The sequence below is a fragment of the Paenibacillus sp. Y301 genome (genome assembly GCF_059445505.1).
The window spans coordinates 228,473-249,213 of sequence record NZ_JCAIUL010000002.1 but is presented as its reverse complement, the minus strand read 5'-3'; the positions used below and the strand labels follow the sequence as shown (position 1 = coordinate 249,213).

At 42.6% G+C, this 20,741-nt stretch carries 15 protein-coding genes; 3 read left to right on the top strand and 12 right to left on the bottom strand.

Annotation, left to right across the window (positions count from 1 at the left end):
• Window positions 1-84 precede the first annotated feature (84 nt).
• Window positions 85-1,440 (bottom strand): glucose-6-phosphate isomerase, encoded by a 1,356-nt coding sequence (locus tag AC1D69_RS04635; protein ID WP_495454979.1) that lies wholly within the window; start codon window positions 1,438-1,440, stop codon window positions 85-87.
• A 188-nt stretch (window positions 1,441-1,628) separates the two neighbouring features.
• Here AC1D69_RS04635 and AC1D69_RS04630 point away from each other — a divergent pair, with 188 nt between their 5' ends.
• The gene (locus AC1D69_RS04630) at window positions 1,629-2,528 is read left to right on the top strand and encodes an NAD(P)-dependent oxidoreductase (protein ID WP_495454978.1); all 900 of its coding nucleotides are present in this window, start codon (window positions 1,629-1,631) and stop codon (window positions 2,526-2,528) included.
• A 179-nt stretch (window positions 2,529-2,707) separates the two neighbouring features.
• Here AC1D69_RS04630 and ppnP read toward each other — a convergent pair whose 3' ends face one another.
• Window positions 2,708-3,019 (bottom strand): pyrimidine/purine nucleoside phosphorylase, encoded by a 312-nt coding sequence (gene ppnP, locus AC1D69_RS04625; protein WP_495454977.1) that lies wholly within the window; start codon window positions 3,017-3,019, stop codon window positions 2,708-2,710.
• A gap of 45 nt (window positions 3,020-3,064) precedes the next feature.
• Entirely contained in the window at window positions 3,065-5,104 is a 2,040-nt protein-coding gene (gene tkt / locus AC1D69_RS04620) for a transketolase (RefSeq protein WP_495454976.1), read from the bottom strand.
• A 745-nt stretch (window positions 5,105-5,849) separates the two neighbouring features.
• Between tkt and AC1D69_RS04615 the strand changes: the two genes are divergently transcribed.
• The gene (locus AC1D69_RS04615) at window positions 5,850-6,413 is read left to right on the top strand and encodes a hypothetical protein (RefSeq protein WP_495454975.1); all 564 of its coding nucleotides are present in this window, start codon (window positions 5,850-5,852) and stop codon (window positions 6,411-6,413) included.
• An 87-nt stretch (window positions 6,414-6,500) separates the two neighbouring features.
• Window positions 6,501-7,067: a TlpA family protein disulfide reductase gene (locus tag AC1D69_RS04610; RefSeq protein ID WP_495454974.1), complete on the top strand. Its 567-nt coding sequence runs from the start codon at window positions 6,501-6,503 to the stop codon at window positions 7,065-7,067.
• 132 nt (window positions 7,068-7,199) lie between these two features.
• Here the strand turns inward: AC1D69_RS04610 and AC1D69_RS04605 are convergent, their stop codons facing one another.
• The 9 genes from AC1D69_RS04605 to AC1D69_RS04565 all read right to left on the bottom strand — a co-directional run bounded on the left by AC1D69_RS04605 (window position 7,200) and on the right by AC1D69_RS04565 (window position 20,621).
• Window positions 7,200-7,523 carry a 2Fe-2S iron-sulfur cluster-binding protein gene (locus AC1D69_RS04605; protein ID WP_495454973.1) on the bottom strand — a complete coding sequence of 108 codons (324 nt, stop codon included), beginning with the start codon at window positions 7,521-7,523 and terminating at the stop codon, window positions 7,200-7,202.
• Window positions 7,524-7,628: 105 nt separating this feature from the next.
• Window positions 7,629-10,505, bottom strand: coding sequence for a VWA domain-containing protein (locus AC1D69_RS04600; protein WP_495454972.1), 2,877 nt, complete (start codon window positions 10,503-10,505; stop codon window positions 7,629-7,631).
• Entirely contained in the window at window positions 10,489-12,483 is a 1,995-nt protein-coding gene (locus AC1D69_RS04595) for a vWA domain-containing protein (RefSeq protein WP_495454971.1), read from the bottom strand. Before AC1D69_RS04595 ends, AC1D69_RS04600 begins: the two co-directional genes overlap by 17 nt.
• Window positions 12,484-12,601: 118 nt before the next feature.
• Complete coding sequence (locus AC1D69_RS04590) at window positions 12,602-13,537, bottom strand: DUF58 domain-containing protein (RefSeq protein ID WP_495454970.1); 936 nt, start codon at window positions 13,535-13,537, stop codon at window positions 12,602-12,604.
• Window positions 13,534-14,523 (bottom strand): AAA family ATPase, encoded by a 990-nt coding sequence (locus tag AC1D69_RS04585; RefSeq protein WP_495454969.1) that lies wholly within the window; start codon window positions 14,521-14,523, stop codon window positions 13,534-13,536. The genes AC1D69_RS04590 and AC1D69_RS04585 overlap by 4 nt, the downstream gene beginning before the upstream one ends.
• A 111-nt stretch (window positions 14,524-14,634) precedes the next feature.
• Window positions 14,635-16,344 carry a DUF8809 domain-containing protein gene (locus AC1D69_RS04580; RefSeq protein WP_495454968.1) on the bottom strand — a complete coding sequence of 570 codons (1,710 nt, stop codon included), beginning with the start codon at window positions 16,342-16,344 and terminating at the stop codon, window positions 14,635-14,637.
• A 43-nt stretch (window positions 16,345-16,387) separates the two neighbouring features.
• Window positions 16,388-17,332 carry an ABC transporter permease gene (locus AC1D69_RS04575; RefSeq protein WP_495454967.1) on the bottom strand — a complete coding sequence of 315 codons (945 nt, stop codon included), beginning with the start codon at window positions 17,330-17,332 and terminating at the stop codon, window positions 16,388-16,390.
• Window positions 17,329-18,258 carry an ABC transporter ATP-binding protein gene (locus AC1D69_RS04570; protein WP_495454966.1) on the bottom strand — a complete coding sequence of 310 codons (930 nt, stop codon included), beginning with the start codon at window positions 18,256-18,258 and terminating at the stop codon, window positions 17,329-17,331. The genes AC1D69_RS04575 and AC1D69_RS04570 overlap by 4 nt, the downstream gene beginning before the upstream one ends.
• On the bottom strand, window positions 18,255-20,621 hold the full coding sequence (locus AC1D69_RS04565) for a DUF8725 domain-containing protein (RefSeq protein ID WP_495454965.1): 2,367 nt from the start codon (window positions 20,619-20,621) through the stop codon (window positions 18,255-18,257). Before AC1D69_RS04565 ends, AC1D69_RS04570 begins: the two co-directional genes overlap by 4 nt.
• Window positions 20,622-20,741 lie beyond the last annotated feature (120 nt).

Sequence of the window (20,741 nt, the reverse complement as noted above, 5' to 3'; positions counted from 1 at the left end):
GAAAGCAGTTCCCCGAATATGGTGCAACCGGTGAACTGCTTCTTAATCTTTGTAAGTATTCTATTTCATTTATTTAGAACAAGCCTATTCTGTAAGTCTAGCTTCAAGTTCTGCCTTTTCTTTCTCATACCCTGGTTTACCAAGTAATGCGAACATATTCTTCTTATATGCTTCAACACCTGGTTGGTCAAATGGATTAACGCCTTGTAGATATCCACTAATTCCGACTGCCTTTTCAAAGAAATATACGAGATATCCGAAAGAATAAGGTGTCATATTCGGAACCGTTACAATCAGGTTAGGAACTTGTCCATCTGTATGAGCAAGCATCGTACCTTGGAATGCCTTTTTGTTCACGAAATCCATTGTTTTACCTGCCAAGAAGTTCAATCCATCCAAATCGTCAGGATCGCTCTCAATCGTAATATGTTCTGCTACTTCTTCTACCTGAATAATGGTCTCAAAGATATTACGGCTACCTTCTTGGATAAATTGTCCCATCGAATGTAGATCCGTTGAGAAATCAACAGATGCAGGGAAGATTCCTTTATAATCCTTACCTTCACTTTCTCCGAACAATTGCTTCCACCATTCAGATACATAGTGTAGAGATGGCTCGTAGTTTACAAGGATTTCAATGGCTTTACCTTTACGATATAAAGCGTTACGAACTGCTGCATATTGGTAACTCATGTTCTCAGCTACGTTAGGGTTACTGAATTCCTTGGATGCGTCAGCAGCACCTTGCATCATTTCTTCAATGTTAATGCCAGCTGTAGCAATCGGTAATAGACCCACTGGTGTTAGAACAGAGAATCGTCCACCCACATCATCTGGAATAATGAAGGATTCATATCCTTCTTCATTCGCAAGTTTCTTCAGGGCACCTTTTTCTTTATCTGTTGTAGCATAAATCCGTTTGCGAGCTTCCTCTTTACCATATTTCTTCTCTAGATCAGCACGGAATACGCGGAATGCCACTGCAGGTTCTGTAGTTGTACCCGATTTGGAGATAACATTGACGGAATAATCTTTACCCTCAACAAGATCCAATAGATGCGTAATGTACGTTGAACTAATATTATTACCCGCGAAATAAATTTCAGGAGTTTTGCGTTTATCTTTAGGAAGCATGTTGTAGAACGAATGGGAGAGTGCTTCAATAGCAGCTCTAGCACCTAAGTATGAACCGCCAATCCCAATGACGATAAGTACTTCAGAGTCGCTTTGAATCTTCTTAGCGGCTTTCTGAATGCGAGCAAATTCTTCTTTATCATATTGTGTGGGTAGGTCAATCCAACCAAGTGCGTCTGATCCAACCCCTGTCCCATTGTGCAATTGCTCATGAGCAAGTTTGATCGGTTCAGCTAAATAGTCAATTTCATGTTGATTAATGAATGATAAAGCCTTGGTGTAGTCAAAATTAATTTTGTTAGACATAAGTAATGGTAACCTCCTGAATTTTATATATAATCCGTAAACCTTCTTTAAACTAGAATACTTCAAAATCATGGCACTGACAAGGTTCCATAGGATCATTTGGACTTATTCGAGCTACCCATGGATTGTACCAGAAGCTCGTGTTAAAATAAATGAAGTTTGTAACTTAAATAGAGAAGGTGATTCTTGTGAAAAAGATCGGGTTTATAGGACTGGGAACGATGGGATTACCCATGGCATCTAATCTAATTAACAAAGGATTCGAAGTTACGGTCTACAATCGTACCGTTTCCAAATGCCACCCCCTGTTAGATCGGGGAGCTACTCTAGCGTCAACTCCACGAGAAGCTACTGCAGGTAAAGACGTTGTGATCACCATGGTAAGTAATGATGATTCGATTCGCAGCATTTATTACGGTGAAGATGGTATTCTACAATCGGTGTCTAGTGGGTCAACCGTTATTGATTGCAGTACCATTTCTCCAGATCTCGTTAAGCAATTGGCTACTGAGGTTAATGAACGAGATGCAAAATTCCTAGATGCTCCTGTTACAGGTAGCAAACCAGCTGCCATCAACGGAACACTTGTCTTTATGGTCGGAGGTAATGCTGAAGTCATTGCTAAAGAAGCCGACATCTTCGATGCATTAGGTAAAAAGATTCTCCACATGGGACCCAATGGTAGCGGTGCCGTTGCCAAGTTAGCGCATAACACTGTAGTAGGTATTAACAATCTAGCTTTAATTGAGGGTTTATCCATCGCTTCAAAATCAGGTATTCCTGCAGGCACGTTCCTAGAACTTGTTCAATTAGGATCTGCCGGTAGTAAAGCCGCCGATCTCAAAGGACGTAAAATTATCGATCATGATTTCAGCAATCAATTCTCATTACAACTCATGCTGAAAGATCTAAAGCTTGCCTCTTCGCTCACAGACTCTATTGGTGTTCCTACACCCATGCTGAACCTAGCCAAAAGCTTGTTCCAAACAGGACAAAGCGAAGGCTTCGGCGAAGAAGATCTCTCTGCCGTCGTGAAATGTTACGAAGCATGGCTCGGTCATACCATTGCTGGTAAACCACTTCAGTAATTACTAGTTAGTCTTTAGTCATCTTTGAATCTTTATTCGTGGTAATAAAAAGGGTATGCCCGGAGTATTCTCCAGGCTTACCCTTTTTACTTTTATTTAAGTGTTGAATAAAGTCGAATACCCCTTATTTTATTCAACGTCCGTGTAATTGAAGTCCAGTCTAATTCACTGGACTTCAATTACACGTAAGAGCAGCAATAGTCCGTTACACTGTGGATTTCAAGTTTGAACTTCGATTGTCCAGGCACATGAAACGTGCCTGTTCCTTGAATCTTCTGCCACTCACTTGACCCTGGCAACATCACGTCCAGATCACCTGAAAGGATCTCCATGATCTCTGGTGCATCAGTACCGAACTCATAAGTACCTGGCATCATAATACCTAGTGTTACTTTCGCACCACCATCTAATATAACAGTACGGCTTGTGACTTTACCGTCATAATATACATTGGCAGCCTTAACAATTGTGGCATTGCTGAACTGTGACATGAAGACATCACTACTCCCTTATTCAATTAAAATATACGGTTGCGATTATAGAAGCGCTTTGACACGGCTAACAACATTCTCAACTGTAAATCCGTATTCCTTCATTACACGGTCTCCAGGTGCAGATGCTCCGAATGTAGAGATAGCTAGAATATCACCTTGATCTCCAACATATTTCTCCCATCCAAGTGGGTAAGCCATTTCAACCGCAAGGCGAGCTTTCACTTCTGGCAAGATGACAGAATCCTTATAAGCTTTATCTTGTTTCTCGAATAGATCCCAGCTTGGCATACTGATAACACGTACTTCAATGCCTTCTTTAGCCAATTCTTCTTGAGCTTTAACTGCAAGTTGAACTTCAGAACCCGTAGCAATAATCTGTGCAACTGGTTTGCCATTCTTCGCATCAGCTACAACATAAGCACCACGTTTAATTCCTTCACGTGCGCCTTCTACAGATGCAGCAAGGATTGGAAGATTCTGACGAGTCAATACAAGAGCTACCGGATTAGAAGTATTCTCAACTGTATAAGCCCATGCAGCAGAAGTCTCATTAGCATCAGCAGGACGGATAACCGTTAGACCTGGGATAATACGTAGAGATGCTAATTGCTCGATAGGTTCATGTGTAGGACCATCTTCACCTACAGCGATACTATCATGTGTAAGTACATACGTTACTGGAAGACTCATGATGGATGCAAGACGGACAGCTGGACGTAAATAATCGGTAAACACGAAGAATGTTCCTCCGAAAATCTTAAGCCCTTTGTGTAGCGCAATACCATTCATTGCAGCAGCCATACCAAACTCACGTACACCATAATACACGTTGCGGCCATCATAACTTTCAGCTGTGAATGATTCTAGACCATTCAAGTGAGTCATTGTTGAACTTTCCAAGTCAGCAGATCCACCTAGAAGCTGTGGTACATTACCAACTAGACCATTCAAAGCATTACCTGAAGCAACACGTGTGGAGACTGCTTTGTCTTCAGTAGTATATTTAGGAAGGTCTTTATCCCAACCTTCAGGAAGTTTCTCTGCAACAGCATTCTCAAATTGTGCTGCAAGCTCAGGATAAGCTTTTTTGTAGTTAGCAAATTCCTTTTCCCATGCTTGGTAAGTAGCAATACCATGTTCTTTTACTTTATCGAAGTGTTCGCGAACTTCTTGTGGCACATAGAAATCTTCTTCATATACCCATTTGTAAGCTTCTTTAGTTAACTTCACTTCTTCAGCGCCTAGTGGAGATCCGTGAGTACCACCATGTCCACCTTTACCTTGTTTGTTCGGGCTACCATAACCAATGACCGTTTTCACTTCGATCAACGTTGGGCGGTTCGTATCAGCTTGTGCTTCTTGAATTGCTTTCTCAATAGCAGGAAGATCATTACCGTCTTCTACGCGCAATACTTGCCAACCGTAAGCTTCAAAGCGTTTTTGAACATTTTCAGAGAATGACAAGTTTAACTTACCATCCAAAGAAATATCATTGGAATCATAAAGAGTGATCAATTTACCTAGTTTAAGATGCGCAGCAAGTGAAGCAGCTTCACTAGAGATCCCTTCCATCAAATCGCCGTCACCACAAATAGCATAGGTGAAATGGTCAACAACTTTGTAGTTTTCTTTGTTATAAGTTGCACCAAGTTGTGCTTCAGCCATAGCCATACCAACAGCCATACCAATACCTTGACCTAGAGGACCTGTTGTAGCGTCTACACCAGCTGTGTGACCATACTCAGGATGTCCTGGAGTCAAGCTTCCCCATTGGCGGAAATTCTTCAATTCTTCCATTGGAAGATCATAACCACTTAGGTGTAATAAGCTATACAATAACATCGAACCATGTCCAGCAGACAATACGAAACGGTCACGGTTAATCCATGTTGGTTGATCAGGGTTGTGGTTCATTGTTTTCGCGAATAGTTGATACCCCATTGGAGCAGAACCCATTGGCATACCTGGGTGTCCAGAATTCGCTTTCTCAATAGCATCAATAGCCAAAGTACGAATCGTTGTAATGGATAAATTATCGATTGTGTTGTTCGCTTCTTTGTTAATTACTTCATTGTTATTCATGTTTATCCTCCTCTTACATCTGTTAATTCGGAAATGACGGAGCTTCCATAATGTGTTTCCCGTGCTATATTATGAAATAAATCCGCTTGAATGTTTCAATATGACTTATTGTAACACTTGACTCACTTCATTTCCATATCCTTGTTCAGTTTTCACCTTCTCAACATGACTTATCCCATACAGCATATAAGAAAATTAATTCTGTACATGTCAAAATGAACTATTCATTTCAACTCTATCTGTTACAAAATCTGCTTTGGATTTTAATATTTGGATTATTAAGGGTACTATGTGTTAGGAAGACTTATAAAATGTAGCCAGCCTCAGAATCGAACTACTTGCTTATTACCCTCCTTAAGACTAGCATTACCCCGCCTTAGATCTAGGTACAAAAACCGCCTTTGGTCTGTTTTTAATCTTCCCAGATTAACCTAGAATAAGTTCATCAGGTTGAACCCTTAAATTTTTTTATAAAATCAGGGTAATTTTCAAAACAAGCGACCATAAAATAAAAGGAGTCTTTCACAAGATCCATGCCTATTTACATAGAAGTATTTCCTTATTAACCATGATGAGTGACCTGAACATAACGACTTACTAAAAATGTTACGATATCGTATAGGAAATATCAGTTAAAATATACTCGAATTATGGTAAACTACTATTATCATCTAAGAAGGACATAACGAGCTTTTGGTACGTTCAACTTACTATGGTTATAAGATTTGAGTAGAGGATGATGAGAATGTCAGAGGACCACGAAATTTATGTCCTGCTAACGGATACAGGAACTGTTCTTAACAGAACCATTAAGTGGTTTACGAAAGATCCTCTAAATCATGCATCTATCGCTTTTGACAGAGAATTAAAAGAGGTCTATAGCTTTGGTCGTAAAACTCAAAACAATCCATTCTTCGCAGGTTTTGTTAAGGAAGACATGAGCTGGGAATTATTCAGACACGCCACATGTGAGGTCTACTGTTGCAAGGTAAACACTGAGGTTTATAATCATATCCGCAATCAAATTCTTCATATGGTACGTAACCACGACCAATATAAATATAACCTTATTGGTATGGTGGCACTCCTTCTAAATGTTGAAATTAAAAGAGAACATGCTTTTTTCTGTTCTCAATTTGTTGCTTCTGTATTCGAGAACAGTGGTTTTCACTTAATCAATAAATCCTCATTACTTGCGACACCCGGTGACTTGGTTAATGCCCCGGATCTACAATTAATCTACAAAGGCAAACTCCTACCTTACATCCAACCTAATCGTGTGGCCTTCAAACGGATCAGAACTGCATAATGGTTCAAAGACAAGGAATAATTGTGTATTTCAGTCACGTATTCCATACTATAATCAATGCCATGATTGTCATACAAAGGGGAATTTATGAAGAAGAGAATCCAAGTCATTAGCACATATGCGTTACTCATTCTTGCAGTTTTCACGGTATTATTTGTTGTTCTAGATAAACAGACCTCAACATCAGACGAAAATTTGGAGATCGCTTTAACAAATACAGATCCTACATCTGTAAACCAAGAAAGTATTGTCTTAAGAAATTTCATTGATTCTAAGGAGACTTCAATTCACTTTTCAGACAAGCCAACCGTCTTAGCCTTCTTTACGACATGGTGCCCCTATTGTAATGATAATGCACCAAAAATCGTCGAACTACATCATAAATACAAAGATACCATGAATGTCGTTGGGATCAATCTAAGCTATCGCGATGATATGGAAGAATTGAAGCACTATGTAGACAGACATCATATTACATACCCCGTCCTACTTGATGAATCAGGAACTACATTCAGCCGATATGACGGAGATAGTTTTCCAGCTGTATACTTTATCGATTCAAAAGGTGATGTAATCGATGAGATCATCGGCTCCACTGACATCGCATCTATCGAAAGATCATTTATTTCTCTGCAAGAAAACTTTAATGAATAGAATCAACCATTATAAAAAAAAGCATCCCCTAGAATATTTCATTGGTTAACCTCGTGGTTATGGCCAATATAGATTCTAGGGGATGTTTTATATTACGGTAAGGAATTTCACTAGCATTAGATTGTTCTATTTCTATTCTTGTGGTCGCCCGCCTGGCTCCAACCCAGATTCGGAAGCTGTCATCAAAGACTTCACAGATAGATCTGCGTGTACTCGAACCTGACAAGAAAGACGGATATTGGGATCTGTGATTTCTTTTTTCGCAAGAAGTTCAGCTTCTACCTGCTCTATCGGTCCTGCATCTCCTTCAAGAATCTCAACACGACACGTTGTACATCTAGCGTTTCCGCCACACCGGTGTAATATATCTACCCCATTATCTTCAAGAGCAAGTACTAGCTTTCTTCCCTCTTCGACTTGAAATGTGCCTTTTCCTTCTACTTGAATCGTTGGCATGCTAATCACTCCATTCATTTAATGCTACTATACTAGTCTACCTCATCTTGGCATTAAGAGCTGAGAATACCCCTCACCACTAAAATAAGGAATGTAACTGAGACCTTAGCGAGAATTGCGTTTCTTCGCGGCTAGCAAGCGGTCCATCGATGAGGACCGATCATCAGGCGACACATCAGCGGGAAATCCAGCTGATGGTGTGCTCGTTGCATCAGCTCGCACCGCTGCTGATGGTGGCGCGCTCGGCGGCTTCGCCCGCTGCCGAGCTTGTTGTGCCGGCGGCTTCGCGCGCGGCGGCGAGGCGGTGCCGCCGCCGTTGCCGTAAAAGGCTGCGGCGCGTTCTTTGCGCGCCGCAAGCCTGTCTACGCCGGCGGATGGCGCAGCCTCGCCGGCAGGAGTGGGCCGCCGCCGCGGGATGGCGGCCAGCCGTGCCGCGATTGCTGCCCATGGCAGCGACAAGCGGCGCACGGCAATGTCTACGACCCATAGCAATAGCGCTGCTATGAGTAGCGCATAGCTTAAGTCATGCAGCATCCGGCTAGGTCTAGCCTCGGGTGCGAATAATTCCTCTGGCTTATCCCATGATAACATTCGCCCACCTGTAAGATCCGCAAGACGACTAAGCTCCTGTCTAGAATCTCCATTGGTAATTCGATATTCTGGGGAATAGGGTACAATTAGACCTGTCCCAGGGGCAAGAATCTGATCAGTCTCCCCTGTACTATCTACTAAAGACAACATGAATGCACCAGGTTGTTCCACCAACATCTCACCAGTATATTGACCAGGTGATTCCTGATACAGCTTAATTTCCTGTTCTTTTAAATCTTCACCTGTCACCACAGCAGTCATTTGATCAGGAGCCGTTTCACCCTCATTAACTGCTACTTGTAACTGAACCTCATTTCCCGTAACCTCTGTCTTTATTTCATAAGGAGAAGCCGTGAATTGTGGGAAAGTCCACTTTACCATCTGCGTTAATACATCAGAGAATGCTGACCAAGATACCCACTCCTTCGACCATTTCCCTGTTAGATCACTGGTCCATGCCACGCTACGCCCTGATCCATATTGCCATCTTGATAGCAAGGGGTCTGGTTCCGGACTGACTAAGGCCGTCTGTGCTGTCGACTTCGATGTAGTCGCTAAATAACCATTGATCATCGGTACACCTGCTTCAAAAAGTGCTCCCCAATCCCCGGGATCCTGCACTGCAGGAACAAATGGCTTATCTACAATATAGGATTGAGCCATCATGACCGCTTCACGACTGAATATAGCTGGAATGGTTGATGGATCCTGCACGAAGTAATATCTTCCTTTAGCTGCATCGGCTAACGTCTGTAATAATACGGTATCTGCATCCTGTCCCACAGCGACGGATGATAGTGTCATATTATCGCCTTTCATCTGTTGGATCAGTCCATCATACGCACCGTTACCAGCAGATTGTCCATCAGTCATAAGGATAATATGTTTTCTTTGGGCTTCAACATGTAGTAACTCTTGTACAGCCGAACTTAATGCCGGATATATATCCGTCCCACCCTGAGACTGAATCGACTGTATCTGACTGAGGACTTCCTCTTTATTGGTCATCTTTTGCGGTGTAACGACCCACCACGGTTGACCATCAAATGCCACAACACCAACCGTATCCTTCGGACGAAGTAATTCCACCGTCCGCATGGCTGCTTCTTTAGCCAGCTCTATTTTATCTCCGCTCATACTCCCCGAGCGATCTATGACTAGAATAAGTCCTAATGACGGTATTTCTCGTTTCCCTTCAAGATCCATCGACACAGGTAAGAGCTTCTCAATAGGTGTCTTGAAATAGCCACCCATTCCAAAACTATCTTCGCCCCCAGCCATCATAAATCCAATTCCGTAACTTCTAACCGCTTGTTCAATTAGATCCATCTGACGTCCGCCAACACGATTTGCTGATACGTTATTAAATACAATACTATCGTAAGCTCCATATTTCGCTAACTCAGAAGGTAACAATTCAGGTGTAATCACATCAAATTGGATCAGTCCAGAGGACAAAGCAGCTGTTATATTACCGGATGTCTCGGGTTCTCCCTCCACAATCAGTACTTTTGGGGGACCTTCCACACGAGTATAAGCATACCCGGAGTTATTGGCTGATTGCTTGTCTCCATTCATGAAAATCTCGGCTCGATAACGGTGAAGTCCCGTGGTTGTTGCCAATCCCTTCATACCGTAACGATTCTCTCCTGATGTTACCTCAACCTTCTGCCTTCCGATTTCACGATTATCTTCATATAGACGTAGTTCACCTGTCGCTTCATACGTACTTCGAAGCAACACTTCGAAATAAAAGGACTCTGCTTGGTACAACTTATCAGGTACGATCAATTCTTCAACAGCGACGTCCTGAATGTCAGCCTGGGGGGACTCTAATATATCTACTGCGATCCCCCGGTCTTTGAGTAACCTTCCAGCTGAAAGCATACTGCCTACATTCTCTTCCCCATCCGTAATCATCACGATCCGAGCATCACCTTGGTTACTGAGAAGACTGCTTCCTAATTGTATACCCGTTTCTAAATTGCTGAATTCCCGCTTCAATGACGCATTCATCTGCACGTTATCCATCCTTGCAGATGACAGTTTTTGCTCAACAGCAGCACTCAACCCCGTTGATACAATCGAGGCCTGATCTTCTTTCTCTTTATGTTCTGCCGATTGCTGAATCCAATCTTTTAATTGCGCTCCATCAGCCATACTAAAGGAACGGTCAACGAGATATACCATTTCTTTTTGATAAAGAACGGTGTACGACTGTAGTCCTGATAACATTAGAACAAGTAACAGTAAAATCGTTGAACGAATACCAATGGCCCATTTCTTTCGTGTACCTGATAACCTGAAGTCAGATCTATAGGCATACACCATGAGCCCTACAAGCGGAATAAGTAGTAATAACAACCACGGATGACTAAATTGAACGCCCACGTTGGTACACCCCCCATTCCAACAACATAATCACGAGCGTAGCTGCAGCGGCAATCCACATTAGAGACATAGGAAACTTTCCATTGTTAGTCTGTTGATTCTCTTCGTTGTCTTGTGTTCCAGCGGTGCTTTCCGTTCCTTGCATGGCCTCTTGAGTAAATGATAATACGATCTTGTCTTCAATTTCCCCCTCAAAAGGATCCACCGCTACATCCACCCAATAACTTGATAATTTCCCCTCTGCATTCTGCTGTTCAAATGCATATAGTCCAGGAATAGAAGGCGTCCGCTGTAGCGTTGTGAACCCTTTAACTCCCTGATCTGCATCTATTGGATCGATACCCGTTGATACAGCTAATCCCCCTTTTGCTACCCACCGCGCCTTCGTAGCTTCAGCAGAGATAGGAATATCTAAGCTATTTCCTGCAATAACTCTTCCTAGCCCGTATCCATCTCCACTAGTCAACCATGAGACCGCATTATTCACCATGATTGGAAATTCAGAAGACAATGGAAGATCCGTATCTTCTAATTTAAAAAGATAGGCTAATCTTGAATGCCCACCCTCCTTACCTACATAAACCGCGGGTTTATTCCCAATCTCAACAATCGGGTCCCCCCATTCTGGAGAGTCTATTTCAACAACTGTACCAAAATATAATCCAGATAGAGAGAGATACTTGTTAATGGCGTGACTTTCTAACTTCACTTTCTCGCCACCCACCTTGATATCTTTACCTGTTCCACCGATTGTCCATAACGGTGTCTTCGTTAGTAGTTGTTCCCATTCACCCTTTACCGCGAAATCCGGCATATCTCCATCTACAATAATTAGATCGGGTACATCCTGTGGAACAGGAGGAGATGATAGGTCTGACTCACCCTCTCCCTCTACCGAATTCTCAGCTTCTGTCCCCTGAATATTCATCTTAGTAACCTCTGCTCCAGTTAACTGAAGGGCCTTTTCCAAGAACAAATTTCCTGATGACAGAAACAGTACTCGTGGTGTTGAACTCTTTTTTCCAAATGCAAAAGACACATTATCAGCTTCATAAGCATCAGCCCCCTGTAACTCCAGGCGATAGACTTCTGCATCCTGTAAATCATCTAGTCTAAGCGTCGCGATTCCTTCTTCATTCCATTCAACAGCCTGTGTTGCCAGTAACTGATCGTCCCCGTACAAATTGTATTCCATGGGACTAGTCTTACCTGCGGTACGTTCCAAGACAGCAACTGCTATACTGCCTGTGGCCTGATGTTGTACACCGAACTGTTTGACGGCAACATTGCTTGAAGGCGATGCTCCTATATCTATCACTCGACTAGGTACTTGAAAAGAAATCCCTTCTCCATCACCCTTCCACTGGCCATCTGTAAATACAACCACTTCAGCATCCTGTTCATCCCGAGTTAATGCGGAGGCTAGCGATATCGTTTCTTGGTAGGCTGCTTTGCCGTAGTAAGGTTGAATCGCATCAAGTGCTTCTTCCACACGAGAAAGATTCCCCTCACGAGATACGATAATCTGAGGTTCAGCTGCCATACTCAATAGAGTGATCTCGCTCCCCTTGGCATGGTCCTTCACATAATCATCAATCTTCTTCTTCAAAAGATCCATCCTTGTAATCTCTGAATTAGGATCTCCTTCCTTAACGATTACGTCCGTAGTCCTTGCACTCATGCTGCCTGAGGTATCCGCGACAATGACCACATGACCCTTAGCATCATCGGACACCCACCAGTACGGCTGCATCAATGCAAACACGAGTAAAGCAGCTGCCGCCAACTGTAACCAGAGCAATAACCTGTTCTGCAGTCTCTGCCATGGACGGTTAGCCTCTATATTCCGAAGGACCCTCTCCCATAGAAGATGACTCGGCACCAACGTATCTACAAATTTTCTCTTCAACAAATACATCAGTAGTATAGCCGGAATACTTAAGCCAAAGATCATCCCTAGCCATGATCCGATCCCCATATTGAGCTCCTCCTCAAAAGCTATGCTACGCAAAGTTATCTTCGTAAGCATACTCTTAGCTTTGCGTAGCATAGCTAGCATAGCTAGCTTCGTAAGCGCACACTTAGTTTTGCTTCTTTTATGTCATCACTAATCCCGACTCCGCTAGTACTTCAAACACAGCTTGTTGCAAGGGCATATCATTGGGAATAAGAACATATGAAATCCCTCGTTCTGCTGCGTAACTCGATAGGTTGTTCCGATATTTATCCCATTCTGAACGATATGCCTGTAATATCTTTCCTGTCAAAGCGACATCTTTACCCGTCCCAATCTCACTATCAACAAGCCTTAAATCTCCACTATACGATGGATCCATCTCCTCTTGTGACAAGACGTGCACCAGCACCACCTCTTGACCCGCACCCGCAAGACGGGACAAAGCATTTCCGATTTCCTCTTCTCCATCACGTAGCCAGAAATCCGAAAAAATCCAAGTCATTCCTGGTAATCGAGGAATTGCCCCTGGCTCCCCAAGACATGCAGCTAGACTCCCTTCTCCACCCACTGGTGTCTCCTCTAAGAATTGAAACAATCGATGGATAGCACCACGTCCTCTTAATACGGGTAGACGGGAGTCTACCGAACGACTATAGCAAGTTGCCTGTACACGCTCATAAGAGCAAAGAGCGATATAACCAATACTTGCTGCTAACTGCTTAGCATACTGTAGTTTACTTGGGATCTCGCCGTTTCCTTCTGAGTTCCCCTTCATTTTACGGGCACCAAAATCCATCGAAGCTGAACAGTCAATATACACGCTTACCATCAGTTCCTGCTCATCCATAAACTGTCTTATAAATGGCTTACCTGTACGAGAATATACCCCCCAGTCGAATCGACGGATATCATCTCCAGCCGTATATGGACGATAATCGGCAAATTCAAGGGATGAACCTAACCGACGTGAACGTCGTTTACCTTGAAGTGTACCTGCTACTCTCCTACCCGCACCTAGACTTAATCTCTCTAGACGAGGAAGGAGAGCGGATGGGAGTAAATATTGCCCATTCATGCCGTACCTCCTAGAGTATCTATGATTACCTGAATAAGTTGATCCGTCGTAATACCTCTGGCTTGTCCTTCGAAATTCATAAAAATACGATGTCGTAACGCAGGGATAGCTACCGCATGAATATCACCTGTAGAGAGATGCATTCTGCCTTGGCATACCGCACGTACCTTCCCTGTTGAGATGATTGATTGTATTCCCCGCGGCCCCGATCCAAACCTTACATACTTCCGAACACTCTCTGGTGCAGAGGCTTCTTCAGGATGAGTCATCATCATTAATCGAACTGCATAATCCAGCACTTCTTCTGCGACTAATACTTCACGTGACCCCCGTTGAATCTCCATAAGTTCTGACGCCGTTGCTTGTTTACTTACGACCGTTTGGTGCGATGAAGTCGTTCTGCGAACAATTTCTTTTAATTCTTCTGCATTAGGATATGGGACCAGAATCTTAAGTTGAAAGCGATCTAGCTGTGCTTCTGGCAATGGATACGTTCCCTCATTCTCCAAAGGATTCTGTGTTGCCAATACGAAAAAAGGCTGGGGCAATTGATGCGTATCATTCCCAATGGTCACGGTATGTTCTTGCATTGCTTCTAATAGAGCACTTTGAGTCTTAGGTGTAGCACGATTGATCTCATCAGCAAGCACGATACTACTGAAGATCGGCCCACTCTGAAAAGTCATCCCCGTCACCCCTTGATTTCCAAAGGAAAGAACTTGAGTACCCGTAATATCACTTGGCATTAAATCTGGCGTAAATTGAATCCGTGAAAAAGATAAATCCAAACTATCCGCAATCGTACGAACTAACATCGTTTTACCAAGTCCAGGTATCCCTTCCAACAAAGCATGCCCACCTGCAAAAATGCACCACAGCATCTGCTCAACGACCTCTTGCTGACCCACAATAACCTCGCCAATCTGCTCCCTTACACGAGATATCGTTTCTTTCCAAGCTTCTGGCTGTATCTTTATTTCAGGCATATTTTTTCTGTCCTCCTAAAAGTTTTTTTATATGTGCTACTTTCATATCTATCATCAAAAAAACTTGCATCGGAAGCATAATCTAAAAGTTTTCTAGCGTTACTTCTTGCACTAAGGATTAGGATTAATCGATATGAAATATTCTTCTACCAACCCTTGCATTTGCTGAGGTAACTCATTTCTATCGATTGATTTCTTCGCTTCATCTGCATACTCTTCATATACTTCTTCATACGGGCGACTAGCACCATCTATGGTAGGGGAAGTTCCACCCTTCTGAACGGTTCCACCTCCACCTTGAATAGGACCACCGTCACTTTGCAATCCGCCTTTGCCTTCCAGTGAACGTGGTGTGGTTACGAGCTCACGACTTCCTGTTCCTAGACCCGCGCCACTTCCGGTACCACCAGATCCATTACCACCTGAACCTGCTCCCCCACCTTGACCTGAGCCACTTCCTTGACCGGATCCAGATCCGCTACCTTGACCTCCCCCTGAACCAGGAGTGCTACCTTCTCCTGTAGAACCCACCGGTCCATCACTTGGCTCACCTGCATTCGGATCACCTGTTGCACCCGCCTGAGCAAGCGCTTCTGCACTTCCCCCACTACTCCAAGTATCGGAATAGGCCAAGCCAGCGGCCGCCATTTGATCGGCCAGTCCGAGACCTTGTTGGGCTAATGTAGCACTAAGAGCTGAAGCAGCATCCGACTGTTCCGTGGAGGCTGATTTCGCTTCAATGGCTTTAGCTAATTCTTCTGCCAGCTGTTGTAATGCTTGTTCTTGCTCAGCTGCGTCGCCCTTCTCTAACGCTTGCTCCAATTTCTTCAATGCATCTTTCATCTTCTTATTATTAGAGTTCGTAGGCGTGTCTTCATCTAATTTCTTAAGAGACTCTCGTAACTTTTCTTTCTGCTCGGGAGATAATTTCTGCATCTCCTTCTTCAGATCACTCATTGCTTTCTTAAGCTCATCTTGATTATTATTCTGTAAGCTTTTAGCAAGAGAAGATAACTGTGACACTTGTTTCATTTTCTCAGCCATCTCAGATAACGATTTCTTTTTCAATTCCTGTTGCTTCGCTAATTTCTCCATAGACTTCATGCCTTTTTCTAACTGATCCAACGCCTTCTTAGGATCCTTCACATCATTTAATTCCTTTTGAAGCTTATCTATCTGCTCTTGAAGAGGTTGTTTAGTAATAGAGGTAAGTTTGGCAGTCTTAAGCTTCTGAGAGAGTTCAGAAACCTGGTCTTCCTGACTCTTAACCCAATCCTGCTGTTGCTTGGCTTCAGCCAATACCTTATCTTGCGGATTCGGAAATACGGCAAGGATCAGAACGATAATACACATCGAAGCGCAAGTCATCCATAACTTCCTTCTTTTTGGACGTGGAAGTCGTTGCTTCATATTTGTAGCAAATCGTTGTCCGTATTGTGCTGCCTGTTCTCTTTGCCAAGAAACGGTAACATTATCTAGGTTCTCAAATGCTAATGCCGTTACCATCATATCGCTTCGCTCAGTTCCTTCTATGGAACCATCCATGATGATCGCAGATTCCTTTAGGGTTACACGATGGAGCCAGCCCCAGATGAATCCAACCAACACACTGTATCCGAACACACTCATTGCCCAATATCGCACGCCCTCGATGGGCCACAGTCTAGCTGCGATGAATAGGATAATCCCCACAGCTAAACCACATGCACAACCATAACCTCCATAGGACATCATGCGAAATAACTGGAGTCGCCTGCGAGTCATGATGACAGAACGTTGAACCCTATCCATACTTAAGTTCATCTCTTTATTCTGATCCACTCATCATCGCCCTCCTTTTTTGAACCATGATGTTGCTCTTCTGTTAATCGTCATTGAGTTTGACCATTTCACCTTCAGGTTGTACCAGCTCGTCGTCCGTATGCTTCTTGCGTCTTCGAACAGGTCGAATAGAACGGATACTAATCCATAGAGAGCCAATGATAACAACCGTATATACAAGAACAAACTCTACCCACAGTTGTATAGGAGCTTCGGTGTTCATAGCCGCTCCGTTCATAAAGAATGCCGACTTTGATATCTCAGGCTGGAATATACTTAACATGGCTCCCGCGGGGTTTAAGCCTAATATGAACCCAACCCATGAATAAGCTGGTGGTGTTACTGATCCCCTATATGCTTGTTGCCACATACTTAAGAGGAATAAGTAGAGAAGGCCTGTTATCAGGAAAATAAAAATGCCTACACCATACGTAACGATGATAGATATCATGGTTCTTTTAAACAGCGTTGAGAACATAATGCCAAGCGAACCCAGTAACAACATCATGAATAAATAGAACAAGAATAAGGATATTAATTGACTTGGTGAAATTCCACCATATAAGAATACGATGCTATATACAGGTAAGGTTGCAATGACGATCAAAGCCATAAAACTTAATGAGGATAATAACTTACTTAGAATAATCGTCGTTGAACTTTGCTGAGTTGTAAGGAGCATACTCAACGTTTGTTTCTCGCGTTCACTACTGATTACTCCTGCTGTGAGTGCAGGTGCCATGAAAGCAATCATTAACAATTGGGAGAAACTCAGAACATAAAACATCATCTGACTCATACCTGAGTTAAATTGTTGCGTGCCACCGTTATTGTTATTTAAGTACATTGTCACATAGATGAAGCCCATCGCTATGAATCCCAAAGCTAGCACATATAGCATGACAGATACCATCGAACGCGGCGTCCGCATCCGAAGTCTAAATTCTTTATCAAGTACGGGATTTATCCATTTCCTACTCCAGTTCATTGTCCCATTCCCCCTTTTGTAATCTCTAGGAATACATCTTCTAAGTTGGTTTGAGCTTCATGGAACGAAAGGACTGGAAATTCTAAAGAAATGATCTGCTGAAGTAAGCGAGATTGTTCTTCTTCCCCTCCACTGAAATGAACGTGAACACCGGTATTATCACTAAGTACTCCACTTACATAGGCTTCATCACGAAGAAATACAGCTAACTCTTCTTGTCTTTCTAGGGTACGGATATGCAATATTTTCTTTACACGCATACGATTCTGAATATCTGATACTTTTCCTTGAGCCACCATCATACCATGCTCAATGACACCAATTTCATCTACCATTTCTGCAAGTTCCGGCAAGATATGTGAGGAGATAATAATCGTTTTGCCCATTAACTTCAATTCTTTCAATATCTCTCTCATCTCAATTCGCGCGCGTGGATCTAGACCTGATGCGGGTTCATCCAGTATCAACACTTCAGGATCATGTACTAGACATCTAGCCAGACAAAGACGTTGCTTCATCCCTCTTGAGAGGCTATCTACGTAGCTATCACTCTTATCACTCAAATTTACCAAATCAAGTAATTGTGGAATAAGTTTCTCGCGTTCTTGGCGTGGAATATTATAACTAGCTCCATAGAAATGTAGATATTCCGTCGTCTTTAATTGATCATATACTCCAAAAAAGTCTGGCATATACCCTATTCTTTTTCGGACTTCCTTAGGGTGTTCTGTGACTTCATACCCATCCACCTTGGCAGTTCCTGAACTTGGTAACATCAACGTTGCTAGAATTGACATGGTAGTGGATTTCCCAGCACCATTTGGACCTACAAAACCAAATACCGTTCCTTTGGAAATGGTGAGATTAATATCTTTTAATGCATCGAAATTACCGTAACGTTTACTAAGATTTGTGATTTCAATCATGGTTTCACCTTGCCTTTCAGTCTTAATTCCGGCAGAGTAAATGACGTCTGATCTTTGGCTGATACAGTCAATCGCAACATCTTACCATTCATTAAATAATGTTCAACATCTGTATTAATGGTATAACCCCCACTTTTCCACACGACAACTTCCCAATCCAATTTTTTCTCATTCCATATTTTGAATTCTGTATTCTGATTAACGTTCGTTCCTTTTAAAGTGAGTTCTTCATACACTGCATCGCTATCAAAATGAGGTAATTCGTATTCAAATGAAGCTACCCCCTGAGACATGTTGATCATCCCATTAGGATCTTGGTTCCACGAACCCGCATTCACTTGTGTCATGTTCGGACTAATATAACCAAACGGAATGTTGACCGTACCACTATGAATCAGATCAATCGTCACAGGCTGTGTCCATAAGTTCAATTGATTGCTGGAAATGGTTATCCCATCATGCGTGTATGTTAAAATAGGATCCTTGCTCCAAGCAATAATGTACGAACCTTGCGCATACCAAGAGGTATACGGTACATAATTCGATAACAACTCTCGTTCACGATTAAAATTATCGCCGTTGTTGTTCGAATACGGAAATAGAAGAGTTCCGAGTCCCCCTCCCATTAAATTAAGATTCTTTCCGTTCGTTGATTTAAGAATGTTACTCTTCTCGTTCTTACTTAAATCTCCAAGTTCATATACTTTCGCTCCCACCACCAATACCACTTTCGTCAGATCACTCGTTGTTTCGTTAATGACCTCTCCTTCGACGGTACCTTGGTCATTTAGTGATAAAGAAACCTTTACTTGCCCGACCTGGCGATTGTCACTTTGCTCTGCCCACATTTTGGCAAGAGACCACTGTGGCATATTTAAAAGATCTACCTTTGTTTTTTCATTACTCACTTCTATAAAGCTATTATTCGCAGAGCTAGTCCCCAACCCGCTATCTCGTTGCAATCTGATGTGCGTATTTTTGGGAAACTCAAGTGTATAATCCCCACTACTTGGGGTGAAAAATGCCGTTGCACTTGTCGTTGTGGAACTACCTTTTCCATTTAATTCAAGAATGTTCAACGTATGAGCCAGCTCTTTCGTCTTATCTGCGGACCCTACGGTGTAGACTGTTCCACTCGCTATGATTGCTATTAGTGGAATGATCCACCAAGCCCATTCTCGCTTATCTACTTTTCGCAGTATCCAATACAATATGGGCGCGACAATTACAACATAGATCAATAACATCCATACTAATCCACTAAAACCAGGCATTTTGAGAGAAGGAAAATAATTAAGAATATATCCAAGATTATTTAATTGGTTCTCTGGTGACATGCCATACTGGTTGTTTAGTGGAAGATCACTTTTCAGAAGATTAGCCCATACTTTAGGATGTCCATTCCAAGATGCAATGGGTGTCATCGCTAGGTCATAAGCTGCATATAGGACGTCACCTTGCTCGATCTGACGAGATACGAACAAAGGCTTATCGTCAGCACGATATAAGACTTGACTCTCCTCTAATGGTATTGCATTTGATAATGTGAGATTTCCCTCTAAGTTAAGTGGTTTACCCCCAAGTGCAACGATTTCTGGAAGTGAAGATACGGAAAAGGTACCCTCATATTGAACAGGTACTATATCTGCAAATGCAGCCGCTGTCTTAGGATATCCAGCCCCACCGGCAAGAACCATTGTGCCTCCAGACTTTACCCAACCCGATATTCCACTAATCTGTGACTTACTAAGCGTATCCGATGAGAAGCGATTAATGACTAGTATATCCAACCCATCCAGTAACATCGGATCCTCTGAAATTTCAGACGCCTTCATCGGAACGATATTGAGATCATACCCATCACTACGGAGCACATTCATGAAATTCATAGTATCTGGATCGTCAGACAATACACCTATGATGGTACCACTCGCAGGATTACCCACTATATAGGAATTGTCTGATGCAAAAGGTATGATTTTCCCATCCTCGACAGAATCTTTATAGAACCTAATCTGATTATTATCCTTGGTATACATCATTCCTGGAATGCCCATAACCACTTCTTTAGGTGTGTCTTTAGGTAGTTCTACATGCTGTACGTAAGATGCAGCACTCATGTAATTATCACTGTTCTGAAGAACAATATCTCCAGAAATGTCAGTATCACTTGTTAACGTGATCTTAAGTGGATTCCACTTGCTTGCCTTCATTTTCCCATTGTAACCAATCTCCGTTTTTAAAGTGATGGACGGCCCATCCGCATACACATCATTTGGAACAACAATCCATGCCTGCAGGAGCAACGACAACCCTAATAAGGGCAGAATCAACATTTTTATGTACCTATTATTTACAGACAAAATCTACATTCCCCTCTCTTAACAATATATCTCTACTTATTGACGTGATGAGAGATCAAATAGTTTACACTTTTCCAAAAATGAATTTCACCAAACAATCATAAACGGCTCGCCGTCCTT